Annotated in this window: 15 protein-coding genes and 1 pseudogene; 15 read left to right on the top strand and 1 reads right to left on the bottom strand. The window is 40.1% G+C overall.

Translation table 11 applies throughout. The features are described from left to right. Positions 1 to 53: 53 nt before the first annotated feature. The 13 genes from cobT to EUBHAL_RS00025 all read left to right on the top strand — a co-directional run bounded on the left by cobT (position 54) and on the right by EUBHAL_RS00025 (position 13,874). Positions 54 to 1,112 carry a nicotinate-nucleotide--dimethylbenzimidazole phosphoribosyltransferase gene (gene cobT, locus EUBHAL_RS00085; RefSeq protein ID WP_044921080.1) on the top strand — a complete coding sequence of 353 codons (1,059 nt, stop codon included), beginning with the start codon at positions 54 to 56 and terminating at the stop codon, positions 1,110 to 1,112. Positions 1,113 to 1,133: 21 nt separating this feature from the next. Beyond that, positions 1,134 to 1,766, top strand: a complete 633-nt coding sequence (locus tag EUBHAL_RS00080; protein ID WP_005343292.1) for a precorrin-8X methylmutase — start codon at positions 1,134 to 1,136, stop codon at positions 1,764 to 1,766. A 78-nt stretch (positions 1,767 to 1,844) separates the two neighbouring features. After that, positions 1,845 to 2,921 (top strand): cobalt-precorrin-5B (C(1))-methyltransferase CbiD, encoded by a 1,077-nt coding sequence (cbiD, locus tag EUBHAL_RS00075; RefSeq protein WP_005343291.1) that lies wholly within the window; start codon positions 1,845 to 1,847, stop codon positions 2,919 to 2,921. 97 nt (positions 2,922 to 3,018) lie between these two features. After that, complete coding sequence (gene cbiT / locus EUBHAL_RS00070; protein WP_005343290.1) at positions 3,019 to 4,275, top strand: precorrin-6Y C5,15-methyltransferase (decarboxylating) subunit CbiT; 1,257 nt, start codon at positions 3,019 to 3,021, stop codon at positions 4,273 to 4,275. A gap of 137 nt (positions 4,276 to 4,412) precedes the next feature. Beyond that, complete coding sequence (locus EUBHAL_RS00065) at positions 4,413 to 5,195, top strand: sirohydrochlorin cobaltochelatase (protein ID WP_005343288.1); 783 nt, start codon at positions 4,413 to 4,415, stop codon at positions 5,193 to 5,195. 351 nt (positions 5,196 to 5,546) lie between these two features. Beyond that, entirely contained in the window at positions 5,547 to 6,242 is a 696-nt protein-coding gene (gene cobI, locus EUBHAL_RS00060; protein ID WP_005343287.1) for a precorrin-2 C(20)-methyltransferase, read from the top strand. Between the two features lie 2 nt (positions 6,243 to 6,244). Then, positions 6,245 to 6,961: a precorrin-6A reductase gene (gene cobK, locus EUBHAL_RS00055; protein WP_005343286.1), complete on the top strand. Its 717-nt coding sequence runs from the start codon at positions 6,245 to 6,247 to the stop codon at positions 6,959 to 6,961. 51 nt (positions 6,962 to 7,012) lie between these two features. After that, positions 7,013 to 8,389, top strand: coding sequence for a cobyrinate a,c-diamide synthase (locus EUBHAL_RS00050; RefSeq protein ID WP_044921078.1), 1,377 nt, complete (start codon positions 7,013 to 7,015; stop codon positions 8,387 to 8,389). Between the two features lie 25 nt (positions 8,390 to 8,414). Then, positions 8,415 to 9,422 carry an adenosylcobinamide-phosphate synthase CbiB gene (cbiB, locus tag EUBHAL_RS00045; RefSeq protein WP_005343284.1) on the top strand — a complete coding sequence of 336 codons (1,008 nt, stop codon included), beginning with the start codon at positions 8,415 to 8,417 and terminating at the stop codon, positions 9,420 to 9,422. Positions 9,423 to 9,470: 48 nt separating this feature from the next. Then, positions 9,471 to 10,544 (top strand): threonine-phosphate decarboxylase CobD, encoded by a 1,074-nt coding sequence (cobD, locus tag EUBHAL_RS00040; protein ID WP_005343283.1) that lies wholly within the window; start codon positions 9,471 to 9,473, stop codon positions 10,542 to 10,544. After that, positions 10,544 to 12,592, top strand: coding sequence for a cobyric acid synthase (locus tag EUBHAL_RS00035; RefSeq protein ID WP_005343282.1), 2,049 nt, complete (start codon positions 10,544 to 10,546; stop codon positions 12,590 to 12,592). The genes cobD and EUBHAL_RS00035 overlap by 1 nt, the downstream gene beginning before the upstream one ends. 2 nt (positions 12,593 to 12,594) lie before the next feature. Then, positions 12,595 to 13,446 (top strand): precorrin-2 dehydrogenase/sirohydrochlorin ferrochelatase family protein, encoded by an 852-nt coding sequence (locus EUBHAL_RS00030; protein WP_005343281.1) that lies wholly within the window; start codon positions 12,595 to 12,597, stop codon positions 13,444 to 13,446. Next, positions 13,443 to 13,874, top strand: coding sequence for a GNAT family N-acetyltransferase (locus EUBHAL_RS00025; protein ID WP_005343280.1), 432 nt, complete (start codon positions 13,443 to 13,445; stop codon positions 13,872 to 13,874). The genes EUBHAL_RS00030 and EUBHAL_RS00025 overlap by 4 nt, the downstream gene beginning before the upstream one ends. Here EUBHAL_RS00025 and EUBHAL_RS17365 read toward each other — a convergent pair. Beyond that, positions 13,827 to 13,934 (bottom strand): DUF6783 domain-containing protein, encoded by a 108-nt coding sequence (locus tag EUBHAL_RS17365; protein ID WP_465220315.1) that lies wholly within the window; start codon positions 13,932 to 13,934, stop codon positions 13,827 to 13,829. The two genes, EUBHAL_RS00025 and EUBHAL_RS17365, sit on opposite strands and share 48 nt — an antisense overlap. Between EUBHAL_RS17365 and EUBHAL_RS17085 the strand changes: the two are divergent. Both EUBHAL_RS17085 and hemB read left to right on the top strand, forming a co-directional pair. After that, positions 13,893 to 13,982 (top strand): annotated as a pseudogene (locus EUBHAL_RS17085) (DUF6783 domain-containing protein); the annotation flags it as partial. The gene EUBHAL_RS17365 and the pseudogene EUBHAL_RS17085 overlap by 42 nt on opposite strands. A 152-nt stretch (positions 13,983 to 14,134) precedes the next feature. Continuing rightward, positions 14,135 to 15,100 carry a porphobilinogen synthase gene (gene hemB / locus EUBHAL_RS00020; protein ID WP_022170584.1) on the top strand — a complete coding sequence of 322 codons (966 nt, stop codon included), beginning with the start codon at positions 14,135 to 14,137 and terminating at the stop codon, positions 15,098 to 15,100. Positions 15,101 to 15,238 lie beyond the last annotated feature (138 nt).

The raw sequence follows: 15,238 nt of genomic DNA, 5'->3' as shown, positions 1-15,238 counted from the left end.
CAAAAATATGAACAATATATGTTGGTATTAAAGTAGCAGAAGGGAAGATGGTTATGACTCTGGAGGAAGCAATCAAAAAAATTCAGCCGCTGGATGAGGAGGCAATGGAGTACACTCGTGCAAGATGGAATACTCTTGGGAAGCCTCTTCACAGTCTGGGAAGACTCGAAGAAATGGTGACACAGTTCGCTGGAATTTACCGCGATAAGAATCCGCATTTAAGGAAAAAAGCGGTTATTGTCATGGCAGCAGATAACGGTGTTGTAGCGGAAGGAGTTACCCAGACAGGGCAGGAAGTGACAAAGACAGTAACAGAAAATATGACAAAGCATAATGCGACAATCTGTATTATGTCCTCCATGAGTGGAGCAGATGTGTATCCCGTAGATATCGGAATTGCAACGGATTGTGACAATCCGGGTGTTTTTCCAAGAAAAATTAAATACGGAACAGACAACATGGCAAAAGGCCCTGCAATGTCGAGAGAAGAAGCGGTAAAAGCAATTGAAGTCGGCATCGGCATGGTAGCTGATTTAAAAGAAAAAGGCTATAACGTTCTTGCTACCGGAGAGATGGGTATTGGAAATACTACGACAAGCAGTGCTGTCTGTTCTGTTTTACTTGACCAGAGTGTAGAAAAGGTAACCGGAAAAGGTGCTGGTCTTACAAACAAAGATTTAGAACATAAGATAGAAGTCATCAGGCAGAGTATCGCACTCAATAAAGTAAATGCGGACGACCCGCTTGATGTACTTGCTAAAGTCGGAGGTCTTGATATTGCCGGAATGGCTGGCTGTTATATCGGTGGTGCGGCGCTCAATATTCCAGTATTTATTGACGGATTTATTTCATCCGTAGCAGCGTTAATTGCGATTCGCTTAGTACCGGAATGTGCGCCATATCTTTTCCCATCCCACTGTTCTAATGAACCTGCTGGACGTATGATACTGGATGCTATCGGCAAACAGCCATATATCTTTGCCAATATGTGCCTTGGCGAGGGAACCGGAGCGGTTATGGGATTTACGATTGCAGATTATGCATTTAAAGCATACTGGGAATTACCAAGCTTTGAGCAGACGAACTTTGGAACTTATGAAGAATTGAACTAAATATAAAATGCAGGAGGAGAAATGTTAGATAAAATTCAAATCGTAAAACCTGCCGAAATCGAAAAAAGAAGTATGGAAATCATCACAAGCGAATTAAACGGAAGAACCTGGCCAGAGCCGGAGTTCTCTATCGTAAAAAGATGTATCCACACTTCTGCAGATTTTGATTATGCAGATAATTTATGCTTTTCTGAAAATGCTGCGAATATCGGTGTAGAAGCTTTAAAAAATGGAGCACATATCGTAACCGATACAAGAATGGCATGGTCAGGAATCAACAAGAAAAAGTTAGCATCTTTCGGAGGAGAAGCTCATTGCTTCATGTCTGATGATGATGTGGCAAAAGAAGCAAAGGAACGCGGATGCACAAGGGCAGCTATCTGCATGGAAAGAGGAGCGGTTTTAGCAGAAGAGAAAAACATTATTTTTGCTATTGGAAATGCACCGACAGCTTTAATCCGTTTATATGAGCTGATTAAAGAAGGCAAGTTAAAACCAGCGTTGATTATCGGCGCACCAGTTGGCTTTGTCAATGTAGTAGAATCCAAAGAACTGATTATGGAAGCCGGAGTTCCTTTCATCGTTCCAAAAGGACGAAAAGGCGGCAGCAACATTGCGGCAACGATTTGTAACGCGATGTTGTATCAGTTGTAAAAATTATTTTCTAAAAAATGAATTTGAATAAATCATTTTAAGAGATTATTTTCATGAAAATATATTGGAATTGAATTTATGAAAAAACTAAGAGAAGGAGTTTCCACTGGCTCCTGTATGACCGGTGGAGCGGAGGCTTCCGTGATCTGGCAGACAACGGGTAAATGTCCTTCAGTAGTGAAGGTGGATACCCCAATCGGGAAAACACTTTATCTTGATATTATTCCAAGAGAGTTCGGAGTCTGCGGCGTGGTAAAAGATGCCGGGGATGATCCGGACGTAACAAATGGAAGCGAGATTGTCACAAAGGTTGAGCTGTTTGAGGAAGAGGGAGACATTTCCTTTTTCGGAGGAGAAGGAGTCGGCACTATCACGCAGGAAGGATTAAAGATTCCTCCGGGACAGCCGGCGATTAATCCCGTTCCCCGCCAGATGGCAGAAAAGGCAATCCGAAAGATTATCGGCAATAAAAAGGCAAGTGTAACAGTAAGTATTCCCGGTGGAAAAGAACTTGCCAAAAAGACATTTAATCCAAGGCTTGGAATTGTAGATGGACTTTCAGTTCTTGGGACGACAGGGATTGTCCGGCCGATGAGTGAGGAAGCGATGAAAGATTCTCTGATTGCGGAACTTGATATGTATGCAAAACAGGGACATAAAACCATTCTTTTTGTACTTGGAGGAACGGGAGAGAATGCATTAAAAGAACAGTATGGCGAATTTCAGTGCATTTTGCAGGTAAGCAATTACATCGGCTTTATGATAGAAGAAGCGGTGGAAAGAGGCTTTACTGATATTTTAATCGGAGGTTTTGTCGGCAAACTTGTAAAAGTAGCCTCAGGCACAATGAATACGCACAGTCATGTGGCAGACGGGCGAATCGAAACTATCTGTACCCATGCAGCACTTCACGGTGCACCGACTTCCGTTATCAAAAAGATTTATGACTGTCTCACGACAAAGGCAGCAATGAAGATTGTTGAAGAAGAAGGCCTGATGGATATCTGGCCGGACATGGCACAGAAAGCATCGGAGTATTGCGAGAAAACCGCCCACAAAATGGCGAGAGTAGGCATCATTTTCCTTGATGGACAAAATGAAATTCTGGCGGTGAGCGAGAATATAAAAGAAGTACTTTCAGCCTGCAAGAAATGATTAGTAATGTATAGCTTGAAATAATTGCAGAAATCAAAAATGTAGGCGAAATCAGAAAGAAAATAATTGCAGAAGTAAAATAACTGTGGAGGTTAGAATGAGCAAATTAACCGTAGCTGGAATCGGACCAGGTGAAGCCGATTACATTTTACCGGCAGTAATTGAAAAAATGAAAAAAGCCCATACCGTAATTGCGGCAAAGCGAGTTTTACCGATTTTAGAAGAATTGTGCCAGGATGTCAGTGATTCAGCGTCTGTATTGCAGCATGATTCTATATCTTTTTTCGCAATGGGGAAAATTAAAGACACGCTAGAGCAGATTGGAAAAATTCTTTCCGAGGGACATGATGTTGTAATGGCGGTAAGCGGCGATCCGCTTATGTACAGCCTTTATCGCACAATCTGCAATGATCCGATCAGCGAGAATTGGGATATGGACATTATCCCTGGCGTTGGTTCCTTACAGATGCTCGGTGCAGCATTCGGAGAAACAATGGAAGATGCATTGATCATCAGTGTACATGGAAGAGCGAAAACAGCAGGTTCTATTGCACTTGCGGTAACAGAACATCCGAAAGTATTTTTCCTTTGCAGCAAAGAACAGGGCCCGGCATGGCTTTCTCGGATTATGCTGGACTATCAGCTTGATGATGTGACTGTCTGCGCCGGAGCGAATCTTTCCTACGAAGATGAAATCCTTGCATCCGGCACACCTGCTGAAATGGTAAAAAAAGAGTTCCCCTCTCTTTGTGTCGCAATGATTAAAAATCCATCTCCACGCCAGATTGTTCGTCCATGTTTTTTATCAGATGAAGATTTTGAGCGAGATAAAACACCGATGACCAAAGAAGAAATCCGCATACTCATTTTACATAAAATGAAGTTACATCCTGATGATGTTGTGTGGGACGTTGGCGCAGGAACAGGTTCTGTATCTATCGAATGTGCAAGACAGGTTCCATTTGGAACAGTACACAGCGTAGAGCGAAGCGAAACTGCCGTAAAATTAATTTACAAAAACAAAGAAAAATTTTCGGCAGATAATTTAACCGTCTACGAAGGGGATGCGGCCGAAACCGTAGCAAAGCTGCCTGAACCTGACAAAGTATTTATCGGCGGCAGCGGCAAAGAAATGTCTCAGATATTAGAGACAATCGCGGCATTTCCTAAAAAAATAAAAGTAGTCATTTCTGCGGTAACAATCGAAACTATCGCAGAAACCAATGAACTTTTAGGAAAATACGCCCCAGACTTCGATGTCATTCAGGCGACAGTCGGACGGGGAAGAAAAATCGGTAGCTATCATATCATGGATACGAATAATCCAGTAATGATATTCACAGCGTACATTTAAAGGCTATATGATAATGTATAATTATACAGTGCAGAATATTTTGCATTGTAGCCATATAATATATTCAAAAAAATGAATGTGTAAAAATGTAACAGTCTGTTTTTGATTGTTATCAGGGAACAAACAGGAGAGAAAAAATGGGAAAAAAAGCATTATTAGTAGTGAGTTTTGGAACAAGCTTTGAGGAAGCACTTCCAGCAATCGTCAACATCGAAGAAACCTGCAAAAAGGCATTTCCGGACTATGACTTTTATCGAGCATTTACATCTGGAATGATTATCCGTAAATGGGCAAGAACAAAAAATGTCATTATCCATAATCCGGATGAAGTGATGAAACGACTGGTAGCAGAAGGTTACGAAGAAGTAATCTGTCAGCCAACACATATTATAAATGGACTGGAATATGACAAAATGATGAATATGCTTTTAGCATATAAAGATCAGATTCCAACAATCAAGGTTGGAAACCCCCTTCTTACCGAAGAGGAAGATTACAAAGAAGCCTGCGAGATCGTTATGCAGGAATTAGAAAAGCCATTAGCGAAAGACGAAGCTTTTGTATTCATGGGACATGGAACAGAACACTTTGCCAACAGCGCATACAGCCAGTTTGAAAACATGCTCAGAGACCTTGGACATGAAAGCACATATGTCGGAACCGTAGAAGGATTCCCTGGTCTTGATTACGTTATCCGTCGTTTGAAAATAAGAGATATTAAAAAAGTATATGTTATGCCCCTTATGATCGTAGCAGGCGATCATGCCCGAAATGACCTCGCCGGAGCCGAAGCCGACTCCTGGGATTCCATCTTAAAAGCAGACGGATTTGAAACCGAGGTTATAATGAAAGGTTTAGGGGAAATTGATGCGATAGCAGAAATGTTTGTAAAACACCTGAAGAAGGCGGAGTCTTTGTAAAATGATTTTAGTTCCAGAAGGGAAGAGTAGACAATGATTAACTATACCCACCAATAGATTTATATAGACAGGATTTTTGACGAAGAAAAAGAAAGTAGTTTGAGTTGGATTATCTGTAGTGAAATTTTCAAATGAATATAAAAGAAGATATTTTGTGACTTTGTGCTGTGGAGTTTTGACTGTAGACTCGCGAGCTCGTTTTCGAGCGAGTCTGTACTATCAGGCACAACGGAACGTTTAGCACAACGGAACAAAAATAACTTCTTTTATATTCATTTGAAAATTGGGTTCAAACATAATAACTCAAACGATTGCTTTTTCTTTCTCAAAATCCGTCTGGAAAGGAAGATTATGAAAGGCAAATTATATGGAATCGGAGTTGGCCCTGGTGATCCAGAGCTTTTAACTCTGAAAGCAAAAAGATTAATTGAAGAATGTGATATTGTTGCAGTACCGGTGAAAAAAGAAGGCGAAGATAGTGTCGCTTTAAATATTGCAAAAGGTGCTGTTAAGATTCCTGAGGAAAAGATTCAGGAAATCGTATTTACAATGGCAAAAGATAAGACAAAGCGTGAGGCTTGCCGTCAGGCGGCTGCCGAAGAAATTATGAAGTTACTTGATGAAGGAAAATCAATCGCGATGCTCGCGCTTGGTGATATTGGAATTTACAGTACTTATGCATATGTTCATAAACGTTTGTTGAAAGAAGGATATGATGTGGAAATGGTTTCCGGTATCCCATCTTTCTGTGCTGGAGCAAGCAAGGCTGGTATTTCTATCGTAGAGGGAAATGAAGGTTTTGGTGTAATACCATCTCTGAAAGGAATTGATCAGGTAGAGAAGACTCTTGGTGTTTTTGATAACCTTGTTATTATGAAGGTTGGAAGTCATGTGAAAGAAGTGTATGATCTATTGGTTGAACGCGGCATGGAGAATAACGCATTGATTATCAGCAATGTTGGAATGGACGGCGAGTATGTTGGTCCGCTGATTCCTGACCGCGAGTATGGATATTTCACAACAATGATTATTAAAAGTGAGATGTAATTATGAAATATAATGTTTTGGTGATTGCCGGGACAACAGAATCAAGACAGGTGATTGAGAAGCTGCTTGGAGAGAATCCAAATGAAAGGATTCTTGCCAGTGTGGCTACGGAACTTGGAAAGGAAATGCTTCTTGAATATGACATTGATGTTCATGTAGGAAGGCTTGATCAGGATGGTTTTCTCGCACTTCTTAAGGAGAATCCATGTGAAAAGATTATTGATGCTTCCCATCCATTTGCAAAGATTGTATCGGAGACGGTGAAAAAGGTGGCAGAGTCAGCAGATATTCCGTATGAGCGATATGAGAGAACAAACCTCCAATATGATTATGAAGGCATTGTTCATGTAAAAGATGTACAGGAAGCGATTACCCTTTTAAATGAGTTGAAGGGAAATGTTTTTCTTACAACAGGAGTGAACACAGCGGCAGCATATATGTCCGGTGTAGAAAATGGAGCAGAGCGCCTTTTTATCCGTGTGCTTGATAATGTTTCATCTCTGGAAGGATGTGCAAAAGCTGGTTATCCAGAGGGGCATGTTTTCGGGAAAATGCCTCCTTTTACAGTTGAGGATAATGTGAGGCTTATCAGGGAAACAGAGGCAGAAGTACTTGTTTCGAAAGACAGTGGAAAAACGGGTGGCGTTGATGTGAAAGTGGAAGCCTGCAGGCAGACAGGGATTAAGATGATTCTTATCGACAGACCTAATGCGCTCTAATATAAAGAAAGTAAAAAGTCTTGGGAAAGTGATATGGAGGTGTATCAATATATGGAAAATGTGAAACCGATGCCGCGAGTTTTGATTGCAGGTGCAAATAGCGGTTGTGGAAAAACCAGCATTACCTGTGGTATTTTGAAGGCTCTTGTGAACCGGGAACTTCATATTCAATCCTATAAATGTGGGCCGGATTACATTGACCCTATGTTGCACAGTCATATTACAGGAAGGAACTGTCGGAATCTGGACCCATTTTTTTCTACAGGAGAGGACTTAAGGTATCTTGTAGGAAAGGATAGCCAGGATGTGGATTTTTCTGTGACAGAAGGTGTCATGGGTTATTATGATGGTGTTGGTATCAGTTGTGAGAAAAGTACATGGACAGTTTCAAAAGAGACGGGAACACCGACCATTTTGATATTTAATGTGAAGGGAATGTCTCACACGATGATTCCACTTATAAAAGGAATGGTAGAATATCAGGACAATCCGATAGCTGGAGTTATTTTAAACCGATGCAGTAAGGGAATGTATCAGTTGATGAAGCCGGAAATTGAAGAGAAACTTGGAATTTCTGTTGTGGGATATTTTCCACAAAAAGAAGGAATTTATATCGGCAGCAGGCATTTGGGACTGATGACCGCAGCAGAGATTGATAATCTTGACGAGATTTTAAGTCTTCTTGGCGAGACGGCGGAGGAGTGCATTGACCTTGATCTACTTTTAGAAATCGGGGAAAAGGCCGAACCTCTTACAGCGGTAAAAAGACCGGAAGTTCCAGCGGAAAAGCGGGCGAAAATCGCGGTTGCGTGGGATAAGGCATTTTGTTTTTATTATAAAGAAAATTTGGAGATTTTGGAGCAGCTTGGAGCGGAACTTTGCTATTTTAGTCCGGTAAATGATGTGCAGCTTCCAGAGGATACGGATGGGATTTATCTTGGCGGCGGTTATCCGGAAACGTATCGAAAGGAGCTGGCAGAGAATCTTTCGATGAAAGAATCTATTTGTGAGGCAGCAAAAGCAGGCAAGCCGATTATTGCAGAGTGCGGCGGTTTTATGTATGTCTGTAATCATTTAGTGGAAACGGATGACAGTTCGATGGATATGCTTGGTCTGATTGATACCGATGTGCATATGACAAAGCGTCTGTCCATGCAGTTTGGCTATGTGACACTAAATGCGCTTTGTGATACTGCATTTTTTAAGAAAAATACGAATATTCGCGCCCATGAGTTTCACTATTCAAAGGCAGACAAAAGAGGCGATTCCTGCGAGATTAAAAAGTATTCCGGAAAATGCTGGAACGGTCTTTATGTAAAAGAAAATATCATGGCAGGATATCCGCATTTTTATTTTCATAACTGCAGGGAAGTTGCAGAACGATTTGTAGATATGGCAGAGAAAATATCAAAGAATTTGAGTATGTAAAAAGCATAAGAGAGGAAACAGAATAATGAGACTGATTTATGCGATGTTACTCGGATTTATACTGGATTTAATCTTTGGAGACCCACATGGGCTGATTCATCCAGTACAGATTATCGGGTGGTTTATCGATAAGTTAAAAAAAGGCATGCAGCATATGATTTACGGCTGCAGCTATGAAGAAGTGAGAGAAAAAGAAATCGAGAGAAAAGCAGGAGTAGAAAAGACAGCAGGTTTCTTCTTAATGCTTTTTATTGTAGCAGGAACATTTGCCGTTGTTTATGGAATTTTATATGTGGCAAATCTGATTCATCCGGTTCTTCGCTTCTGTTTAGAGACATTTTTTATTTATCAGATTCTTGCGACAAAGAGTTTAAAAACAGAATCTATGAAGGTCTATAAAAAGTTAAAAGAGGGAGATCTTATCGGAGCAAGAAAGGAAGTTTCTTATCTGGTTGGACGTGATACAGAGAACCTCGATGAGAGCGAAGTGGCAAAGGCAGATGTGGAAACTATCGCGGAAAATACGGCAGACGGTGTTATTGCGCCAATGCTTTTTATAGCAATCGGCGGCGCACCGCTTGGTTTTGCATACAAGGCAGTCAATACGTTAGATTCGATGGTTGCATATAAGAATGAAGAATTGATAAACATTGGGTTTTTCTCTGCAAAAATGGATGATATCTGCAACTTTATTCCGGCGAGATTTGCCGCAGTAATGCTGATGATCGCCTCACTTATTTTACGTTTTGATTTTAAGGGAGCAGTGAAAATATTTAAAAGGGATCGTTTTGCACATTTAAGCCCGAACAGTGCGCAGACCGAGGCAGTAGCGGCAGGTGCATTGCAGATTCAGCTTGGGGGAACCCACAATTATTTTGGAAAAGCAGTCGTGAAACCGACAATAGGGGATGATATCCGTCCAGTAGAGTATGAAGATATAAAAAGAACCAATCAGTTATTGTATGTCAGCGCAGTTTTATCGATGGCGGTATGTTGTCTGATTACATTTTTGATTTATGTGCAGTTATTTTAAATACTTAATATATAATAACCAACGATTTAGAAAATTGAGGCTAAAGTTATGAAGAAGATTTCACACGGAGGAAACATTTACAAGAAAGCGAAGGAGATGGGGATTCGGGAGGAAGATATCCTGGATTTTTCCGCAAATATCAGCCCGCTTGGCTTGCCGGAACATATTCGCAAGGCAATGATAGAAGCGATTGATGGAACAATAAATTATCCAGACCCTGATTGTAGTCGTTTAAAAGAAGCCATCAGTAAGCAGGATAATGTACCAGAAAGTCATATTACCTGTGGAAATGGAGGGGCTGACCTTTTATACCGTCTGGCATTTGGTTTACATCCAAAAAAAGTATTGCTTCCGGCTCCGGCTTTTGTGGAGTATGAGGAAGCATTGTCCGCAGCAGGTGCACAGATGGAGTACTATCTTATGCGTGATGATTTTGTAATCAAAGAAGATATTTTAGAGCAGATAACGGAAGAAACGGATTTTGTTGTTATCTGTAATCCAAATAATCCGACAGGAATTCTTACAGAGAAAGAATTGATTCTTCGTGTTCTTGAACGGGCAAAAGAGACGAATACCTTTGTGATGGCTGATGAATGTTTCTTAGAAATCTGTCAAAATGAGAGTGAATATACAGTAAAGCCTTTTATAGAAAAATATGAAAACCTTATTATTTTAAAGTCATTTACAAAGTTATATGCGATTCCGGGAGTGCGGCTTGGCTACATTCTTGCAGGAAGTGAAGATGTGATTGCAAAGGTAAATCGCACCGGACAGGCCTGGTCAGTAAGTCATATTGCACAGTGTGCGGGTGTGGCGGCACTTTCCGATAATGTATACAAAGAAAGGGTAATAGAGACGGTGGCAGCGGAACTTTCTTATATGAAGAAAGAGTTTTTTAAGCTGCCGGTTATTTTGTATGATGGAGCGGCAAATTATCTGTTTTTCCAGACACCGGGAATTACGGATTTAGATAGACGATTAGAAAGTTATGGAATCATGATTCGAAACTGCAGCAATTATGTGAATCTTGGAAAAGATTACTGGCGTGTGGCGGTAAAATCTCATGAGGAAAATGAAAAACTCATAAAAGCATTACGGATGATTTTGAAAGGGGAAGAATAATGGCAAAAGCAATTATGATACAGGGAACGATGTCGAATTCAGGAAAAACCTTTGTTACAGCGGGACTTTGCAGAGTATTTAAACAGGATGGATATAAAGTAGCTCCTTTTAAATCCCAGAACATGGCATTGAATTCTTACATTACAAAAGAGGGACTGGAAATTGGACGCGCGCAGGCAATGCAGGCAGAAGCGGCAATGATAGAGCCGACACACTGGATGAATCCAATCCTTTTAAAGCCAACAAGCAGCATGGGTTCCCAGGTTATCGTAAACGGAGAGGTTTATGATAATTTAAGTGCGCAGGAATATTATAAAATGAAAGATAATCTCGCACCGGAAGTCATGAAGGCATTTAATCATCTCTCCGAAGAAAATGATATTATCGTTATTGAAGGGGCAGGTTCCCCAGCCGAAATCAATCTTGCTGAAAATGATATTGTAAATATGGGAATGGCAAAAATGGCAGATGCGCCGGTTATTCTTGTTGCAGATATTGACAGAGGAGGCGTATTTGCTTCCGCATATGGAACGATTAAGTTACTTCCTGTGGAAGATCAGGAGCGTTTTTGTGGAATTGTCATCAATAAATTCAGGGGTGATGTGGATATCTTAAAACCAGGACTGGCTATGCTTGAAGATTTGACAGGTAAACCGGTACTTGGTGTTATTCCAATGGAAAAAATTGATGTGGACGATGAGGATAGTTTATCTGACCGCTTGAATCAGAAAACAATTACCGAGGGAATTGATGTTGCCGTTATCCGTCTTCCTCATATATCTAACTTTACCGATTTCAGTGTTTTTGAATTAATTGATGGAGTTTCTCTTCGTTATGTTACCGATAAAAAAGAACTTGGAGACCCAGATCTGATTCTTCTTCCGGGAACAAAAAATACAATGGGAGATATGGAATGGCTTATCGAGAGCGGATTAGAAGGTGCGATTATCCGCGCAGCAAGAACAACAAGAGTTATCGGAATCTGTGGAGGATTCCAGCTTCTTGGTAAGGAAATGCATGACCCGGACGGAGTAGAACATGGAGGGGATATGCGTGGACTTGGGCTTCTCGATACCAAAACAATATTTAAAGAAGCGAAGACAAGAACGAGAATTCATGGACATATTTCTGAAGAACACAATATTTATAACCTTGATAATCTATCCGTAGAGGGTTATGAGATTCATATGGGAACAACAGAAAATCTTGGGGAAGCAATTCCAATGATTACTCTTGAAGATGGAAGAACCGATGCATATATGACAAAAGACGGCCGTGTATGGGGAAGTTATCTGCATGGAATCTTTGATAATGAGGACCTCGTATTTGCTCTTGTGCAGGATATTATGAAAGAAAAGGGAATTAATCCTGCAGAAAATCATCTTAGTATAGCGGAATACAAAGAAATACAGTATAATAAGCTCGCAGATTTAATTCGAAACAGTCTGGATATGGATGCAATTTATAAAGTATTATTTGGAGAGAAGAAAGAGATGGTTCGTTGCGCTGGAAAAAAAGATGATACTTCTGGAAAAGGCTTAGTTCATATTTACTGCGGAGACGGCAAAGGAAAGACAACGACCAGTGTTGGTTTAACGGTCCGTGCAGCAGGAAGCGGCAAGAAGGTTCTTTTCTATCAGTTCCTTAAAGATAACAGTTCCAGCGAAAGAAATATTCTCGAAAAAGTTCCTGGGATCACTTTAGTAAGAGGAAGAGAAATGCAGAAGTTTACATTCCAGATGAATGAGCAGGAACTTGACGAACTTCGTATTTATAATAATGAAATGTTAGACAAGCTTTTTGAAATGGCGAAAGACTACGATATGTTAGTTATGGATGAAAGTGTATATGCGATAAAAAGTAATCTTCTTGACGAGGAGAAATTAATCACACATCTTGAAGAAAAACCAGTTGGTTTAGAAGTTGTTCTTGCGGGAAGAAATCCTTCACAGAAATTAATGGATCATGCAGACTATGTTTCCGAGATTCAGAAAGTAAAACATCCATTTGATCACGGTGTAAGTTCCCGTGTAGGAATCGAGCTGTAGCAATGGCATATTTTCCGATATTTACACAAATCGATGGAAAACGATGCCTTATTGCAGGCGGTGGAAAAGTTGCAGCGAGAAAGGTATATACGCTGCTTCAATACGGTGCAGATGTTGTAGTAATGGCAGAAAAAGTGTGTGGAGAAATCAAAGAAGTTTTACCTGAGGAAAATGTTTTTGAAGGCGTTTTTAAATATATTCATAAAAATAGATGTAATAAAAATGAATGGGATATAGATGAAAATAAATATGATACAGGTGGAAATATTTCTAATACAGAGTTGGAAAACACTCTCGATAAAAGATATAGTTCTAATAGTAATCTAAAAAACATTTCTTATGATTTGGAAATCTCAGAGAATTTACTGGAAAGTTTATCAGCAGATTTATCAGAAGATTTATTAAAAATCAGAAAAAATATCTTTTTAGAAAAGGAAATTGGCAAAGCTTTTCTTGTTGTAGCAGCCACAAGTAATCGTGAGGAAAACCATCATATTGCAGAACTTTGTCACGCTTATAATGTCCTTGTAAACGTAGCAGATTCTGAAGAAGAATCCAGTTTCATTTTCCCATCGGTTGTCCGCAAGGGAGATATTAGCATTGGGATTAACAGTGGGACAGGAAGTCCGACCGTATCCAAGCACATTCGCAAACAAATAGAAAAAGCTGTTCCGGATTATTATGCAGATATTGCAGTTTTTATGGGGAAACTCCGCGAGTATGTAAAGGCAAACTTTAAAGAAGAATCGCAGCGGCGGTATATTTTAAAAACAGCGGCAGCAGAGGCATTTGCAGAAGAAAGAGTTCTCACCCAAAAAGAAATAGAAGAAATAATAAGGCAGGGACAAAAATGATTGAATTAGTAGAAGACAAATTAGACATAGATACCTATCTCGAACTTCGCCAGTCCGTTAATTTTAGAAAGTTAACAAGGGATCAGGCGAAAAAGGGACTTAGCAACAGTATGTATACATTAGTTGCATTTAAAGACGGAAAGGCAGTCGGCATGGGCAGAATCGTAGGAGATGGAGCGATTATCTGCTATGTACAGGACTTGATTATTCGTCCAGAAGTACAGGGCGAAGGTATCGGTGGACTTATTTTGGAGACTTTGAAGAAATTTGTCATTCAGGAAGGCTATGAAGGAACAACAATGATGTTCGACCTGATGTGCGCTAAAGGAAGAGAAGAATTTTATAAAAAGCATGGATTTATTGCCAGACCAACCGAGGACTTAGGTCCGGGGATGATTCAGTTTATTCAGATTGGGGAAGAGGGGTAGAGCGTGTTTGAAAAATCTCCCGCAAATTGTAATGCACATCTTACAGAAAGCATTTTTCAAACACACTCCAGTAAAGTTGCTTTTTACATTCAGTGTGGTAAAATATAAGCGTTAAAATTGTATTTTTTGTAGCTATTTGGGATTGTGTCATTTTACTGGATATATGGCTTAAGATTACAGAAGCAATATGTTTTGTGTTTAGTAAAGTTCTGGATAGTTGTTATGTTTTAATAGTATTTATACAGATAGGAGAATATATTATGATTAGAAGAAGACGTCTTCGTGCAACAGAAAACTTACGTGCATTAGTTCGCGAAACATCGGTAAGTGTATCCGATTTAATTTACCCATTATTTGTTATCGAAGGAAATGATATCAAGAATCCAATTGATTCTATGCCAGGAATTTATCAGTATTCCCTCGACCGTATAGATGAGGAATTAGACCGCATTCGTGAGGCAGGAGTAAAGGGAGTTCTTTTATTCGGAATTCCTGCACATAAGGACGAATGTGGAACAGAAGCATACAACGAACATGGAATCATTCAGGAAGCAATCCGCTATATTAAAAAAGTATTTCCTGAATTAGTTGTAATCGCTGATATCTGTCTTTGTGAATATACTTCTCACGGACACTGTGGACTTATCAAAGATGGTATCATTTTAAATGATGAGACACTTCCTTTACTTGCAAAAACTGCCGTAACATGCGCCCAGGCAGGAGCAGATATGGTAGCACCATCTAATATGATGGACGGTCACATCGCAGCAATTCGTGAAGCTTTAGATGAGGCAGGATGCAAGATGACACCAATCATGGCTTACAGCGCAAAAATGGCTTCCGGATATTATGGACCATTCCGTGACGCAGCTCATTCTGCACCAGGATTTGGCGATAGAAAAACATACCAGATGGATTACCATAATCCAAGAGAAGCAATGCGTGACATTCAGGATGACATTGATGAAGGAGCAGATATCATCATTATCAAACCAGCACTCGCCTTCCTGGATATTTTAAAAACAGCATCCTGGGAAACAGACATGCCACTCTGTGCATACAATGTAAGCGGCGAATACTCAATGGTAAAAGCTGCTGCTGCAAACGGATGGATTGACGAGAAAAAAATCGTTATGGAAAATATGATCGGAATGAAGAGAGCCGGAGCGCAGATGATTATTACATATCATGCACTTGATGTGGCAAAATGGCTGAGAGAAGAATAGAGATTTGCTGCAGGCAAGGGGGATGCCGCTGTAGAGAATGAGGTTAGTCGGATTGCCAGAAGAAGTATTGAGAAGAACCACTAAAAAATTTATTGATTTTGTTCCGTTGTGCTAAACGCTCCATTTTGCCCAATAAAG

Origin of the sequence: Anaerobutyricum hallii DSM 3353, from assembly GCF_000173975.1 — a bacterium.
Lineage (GTDB): Bacteria > Bacillota > Clostridia > Lachnospirales > Lachnospiraceae > Anaerobutyricum > Anaerobutyricum hallii.
The sequence above is the reverse complement of the archived record's forward strand: the minus strand, read 5'-3'. Positions and strand labels throughout refer to the sequence as shown.